Consider the following 4,416-nt stretch of genomic DNA (forward strand, 5'->3'; position numbering starts at 1 on the left):
GGGTGGGGCGGTGGTGCCGGTCAGGACGGCGAGGCGTACGGCAGGGTGGCACGCACCCGGAAACCGCCGCCGGACCGAGGCCCGCTGGTGACCGCCCCGCCGTGCAGGCGGGCGCGCTCGGCCATGCCGACCAGGCCCTGCCCGCCGGGGGAGGGGGCGACCATCGCGGCGGCGCCGCGGCCGTCGTCGTCCACGCCCAGGCGCAGCGCGTCGGGGTCCCAGCGCACCTCCACCCGGGCGCGCGCGGCCGGGCCGGCGTGCTTGAGGACGTTCGTCAGGGACTCCTGCACGATGCGGTAGGCGGCCAGGCCCACGGCCCGCGGCAGCTCGCGCGGCTCGCCGAGCACGTCCAGCTGCACGTCCAGGCCGCTGGCGCGCACCTGCGCGACCAGGTCGGCCACCTGCGCCGCGTCCGGCTGCGGGGCGCGCTCGTCGCCCGGTCCCTGGCGCAGCACCCCCAGCAGCCCGCGCATGTCGGCCAGCGCCTGCCGGCCGGTGGCGGAGATCGTGCCCAGCGCCTGCGCCGCGGCGGACGGGTCCGCGGCCGCGGCGTACCGGCCCCCGTCCGCCTGCGCGATGATCACCGACAGGGAGTGCGCCACCACGTCGTGCATCTCGCGGGCGATGCGCTGGCGCTCGGCGGTGGCCGCCAGGCGCGACTCGTTCTCGCGCTCGACCTCCAGCAGGCGGGCGCGCTCGCGCAGCGCCACCTCGTTCTGGCGGAACGCGCGGCGCAGGCTGCCCAGCAGCCAGGTGGCCACCACCAGCACGGCGACGAAGAGGGTCACGGGCAGGGCGCGGAACGCGCCGCTGTACGGCAGCACGTAGCGCGCCGAGACCACCACCGCGCCCAGCAGGCCGAGCGCGAGACCGCCGCGCGAGGCCCACGGCGCGGCGTAGGCGGCCAGGGAGTACAGGGCCACGAGCACGGCGGCGTTCGCCAGCGGCGGCGTGTCCACCACGAAGGGCTCCAGCAGGCCGGCGGCGGCCACCAGGGCGCCGCTGACCTCGGGCCGCACCCGCCGCAGGGCCAGCGGCAGGCACAGCAGCACGCTCACCAGCACCGCGCCGGGGTCGGTGGCCACGCCCGTGAGGGTGGCCGTGGCCGCGGCCGCGCACACCAGGGCCAGGACGACGGCGGCGGTGGCGTCGATGAGCAGCACGTTCGCGCGCGTCCAGGCGACGAAGCGGTCGAACACGTTCTCCTGCGGCACCGCACGAGCGTAGGGCGGCCCGCCCCGGCGGTCGTCAGCCCGCGGGACCACCCGCCGCCTCCCCCCGCGGGTGGACACCCGCGTCCGGTGGGTGAGACGCCGATCCCGAATCCCGGACGCGTCGTTCGGTGCCTCCGGTACCCTCCCGGCCATGGCGGACACCCTGCGGCTCGCGGTCATCCCCGGCGACGGCATCGGGCGGGAGGTGACGGCCGAGGCGCTGAAGGTCCTCGGGGCCGTCCTCGACGGCTCCGGCGCGAAGGCCGAGACGACCGAGTACGACCTCGGGGCGCGCCTGTACCACCGCACCGGCGAGACGCTGCCGGACTCCGTGCTCGCCGAGCTGCGCGGCCACGACGCGATCCTGCTCGGCGCCGTCGGGGACCCGAGCGTGCCCAGCGGCGTGCTCGAGCGCGGCCTGCTGCTCAAGCTGCGCTTCGCGCTGGACCACTACGTCAACCTGCGCCCCTCGAAGCTGTACCCGGGGGTGCCCACCCCGCTGGCCGACCCCGGCGAGGTCGACTTCGTCGTCGTGCGCGAGGGCACCGAGGGCCCCTACGTCGGCAACGGCGGCGCCCTGCGCGTGGGCACCCCGCACGAGATCGCCACCGAGGTCAGCGTCAACACCGCCTTCGGCGTCGAGCGCGTCGTGCGCGACGCCTTCGCCCGCGCCGCCGCCCGCCCGCGCCGGAAGCTCACGCTGGTGCACAAGCACAACGTGCTCGTGCACGCCGGGCACCTGTGGCGGCGCACCGTGGAGGCCGTGGGCGCGGGGTTCCCCGACGTGGCCGTCGACTACCTGCACGTCGACGCCGCGACGATCTTCCTGGTCACCGACCCCGCGCGCTTCGACGTCGTCGTCACCGACAACCTCTTCGGCGACATCCTCACCGACCTCGCCGCCGCGGTCACCGGCGGCATCGGGCTGGCCGCCTCCGGCAACGTCAACCCCGACCGCACCGCGCCCAGCATGTTCGAGCCCGTGCACGGCTCGGCCCCCGACATCGCCGGGCAGCAGCTGGCCGACCCCACCGCCGCCGTCCTCAGCGTCGCGCTGATGCTGGAGCACCTCGGGCTGGGCGCGGCCGCCGCCCGCGTCGAGGCCGCCGTCGGCGCCGACCTCGCCGGCCGCGCCGGGGGCGGGGTCGCCGGCCCGCGCGGCACCGCCGCCGTCGGCGACGCCCTGGCCGCGCTGGCCGCCGGCTGAGCCGCACCTCCCCGCCGTCCCCGGCCGCCGCGCCGGGGGTACCGTCGTCCGCACCGTCCCACCGCACGAGGAGCCCCGCGTGAGCGCCACCACGACCGAGACCCCGATGAGCTTCCCCGTTCACGCCTCGGCCGCCCCGGTGAGCGCCGAGCGGCGGGCGGAGGTCCTCGCCGACCCCGGTTTCGGCAAGCACTTCACCGACCACATGGCCACCGCCACGTGGACCAGGGGCACCGGCTGGCACGACGCCGCGGTGGTGCCCTACGGCCCGCTGCAGCTGGACCCGGCCGCCGCCGTCCTGCACTACGCGCAGGAGGTCTTCGAGGGGCTGAAGGCCTACCGGCACGCCGACGGCAGCGTGTGGTCCTTCCGCCCGGGGGCCAACGCCGCCCGCCTGGCCCGCTCCGCGCGCCGGCTGGCGCTGCCGGAGGTGCCCGAGCAGATGTTCCTCGAGGCCGTCACCCAGCTGGTGCGCACCGACGAGGCGTGGGTGCCCTCCGGCGGGGAGTCCTCGCTGTACCTGCGCCCCTTCATGGTGGCCACCGAGGCCTTCCTCGGGGTGCGCTCCGCGCACGAGGTGAAGTTCCTCGTCATCGCCTCCCCGGCCGGCAGCTACTTCCGCGGCGGCGTGGAGCCCGTCTCCATCTGGCTCACCCAGGACTACACCCGCGCCGCCTTCGGCGGCACCGGCTCGGCCAAGTGCGGCGGCAACTACGCCGCCAGCCTCGTCGCGCAGGACGAGGCGCACGACAACGGCTGCGACCAGGTCTGCTTCCTCGACGCCGCCGAGCGCCGGTACGTCGAGGAGCTCGGCGGGATGAACCTGTACTTCGTCCACGACGACGGCACGGTCGTCACCCCCGAGCTGACCGGCACGATCCTGGAGGGCATCACCCGCGCCTCGATCCTGCAGCTGGCGCAGGACGCCGGCCACCGGGTCGTCGAGCGCCGCGTGAGCGTGGACGAGTGGCGCGAGGGCGTGGCCTCCGGGCGCATCACCGAGGTGTTCGCCTGCGGCACCGCGGCCGTGGTCACCCCCGTGGGCCGGCTGGTCTCGCGCGACGGCGAGCTCGTGCACGGCACCGGCGCCACCGGCGAGGTCACCGCCTCGATCCGGCAGCAGCTGCTGGACCTGCAGCACGGCCGCGCCGAGGACCGGCACGGCTGGATGCACCGGCTCCTCTGACCCGGCGGGTCACTAGGCTCGCGGCATGCGCATCGCCAGGTTCTCCTCCGCCGGTTCCGACCCGCGCTACGGCGTGGTCGAGGGCGCGCCGGGGGAGGAGGAGGTCCTCGTCGTCTCGGGCGACCCCCTGTTCACCCCGCTGAACCCCACGGGCGAGCGCGTGCCGCTGGCCGACGCCCGCCTGCTGGCGCCGGTGATCCCGCGCAGCAAGGTCCTGGGCATCGGGCGCAACTACGCCGCCCACGCCGCCGAGCTGGGCAACGAGGTGCCCGAGGAGCCGCTGGTCTTCACCGTGCCGAACACCTCCGTGGCCGGCCCGGGCGACCCGCTGCCCATCCCGGCGTGGGCCGGCGAGGAGCTGCACTACGAGGGCGAGCTGGCGGTCGTGATCCGCCGGCTGTGCAAGGACGTGCCGCGCGAGCGGGTCGGCGAGGTCGTCTACGGCTACACCGTCGCCAACGACGTCACCGCCCGCAGCCTGCAGGGCCCGGACAAGCAGTGGTGGCGCGCCAAGGGCGCCGACGGGTTCACCCCGCTGGGCCCGTGGATCGAGACGGAGCTGGACCCGGCGGACGTGCGGATCACCACCCGGCTGGCCTCCGGCCCCGACGACGCCGGCGAGCTCGTGCAGGACGGGCGCACCTCGCTCATGGTCCACGACGTCGCCGCGATCGTCGCCCACGTCTCCAGCGCCATGACCCTGCTGCCGGGCGACGTGATCCTCACCGGCACGCCCGCCGGGGTGGGCCCGGTGCGCGCCGGGCAGCGCGTCGACGTGGAGGTCGAGGGCATCGGCACCCTGTCCACCC

4 protein-coding genes are annotated in these 4,416 nt (G+C 76.3%); 3 read left to right on the top strand and 1 reads right to left on the bottom strand.

The annotated features are described in order from the left end of the window. Positions 1-20: 20 nt before the first annotated feature. The gene (locus GTR00_RS15350; RefSeq protein ID WP_166612469.1) at positions 21-1,214 is read right to left on the bottom strand and encodes a sensor histidine kinase; all 1,194 of its coding nucleotides are present in this window, start codon (positions 1,212-1,214) and stop codon (positions 21-23) included. 151 nt (positions 1,215-1,365) lie between these two features. Between GTR00_RS15350 and GTR00_RS15355 the strand changes: the two genes are divergently transcribed. From GTR00_RS15355 to GTR00_RS15365, 3 genes are all read left to right on the top strand, one after another. After that, positions 1,366-2,421: a 3-isopropylmalate dehydrogenase gene (locus GTR00_RS15355; RefSeq protein WP_166612470.1), complete on the top strand. Its 1,056-nt coding sequence runs from the start codon at positions 1,366-1,368 to the stop codon at positions 2,419-2,421. A gap of 106 nt (positions 2,422-2,527) precedes the next feature. Further along, positions 2,528-3,607, top strand: coding sequence for a branched-chain amino acid aminotransferase (locus GTR00_RS15360; RefSeq protein ID WP_166612472.1), 1,080 nt, complete (start codon positions 2,528-2,530; stop codon positions 3,605-3,607). A 25-nt stretch (positions 3,608-3,632) separates the two neighbouring features. Continuing rightward, positions 3,633-4,416: fumarylacetoacetate hydrolase family protein (locus GTR00_RS15365; RefSeq protein ID WP_166612471.1), on the top strand; the 784-nt coding region annotated here is incomplete at its 3' end.

Origin of the sequence: Kineococcus indalonis (assembly GCF_009906395.1) — a bacterium.
Classification (GTDB): domain Bacteria; phylum Actinomycetota; class Actinomycetes; order Actinomycetales; family Kineococcaceae; genus Kineococcus; species Kineococcus indalonis.

What these genes read in the sequence shown, in the direction of transcription:
- GTR00_RS15355 (WP_166612470.1), top strand. Translation starts at nt 1,366, where the DNA reads ATGGCGGACACCCTGCGGCTCGCGGTCATCCCCGGCGACGGCATCGGG.
- GTR00_RS15360 (WP_166612472.1), top strand. Translation starts at nt 2,528, where the DNA reads ATGAGCTTCCCCGTTCACGCCTCGGCCGCCCCGGTGAGCGCCGAGCGG.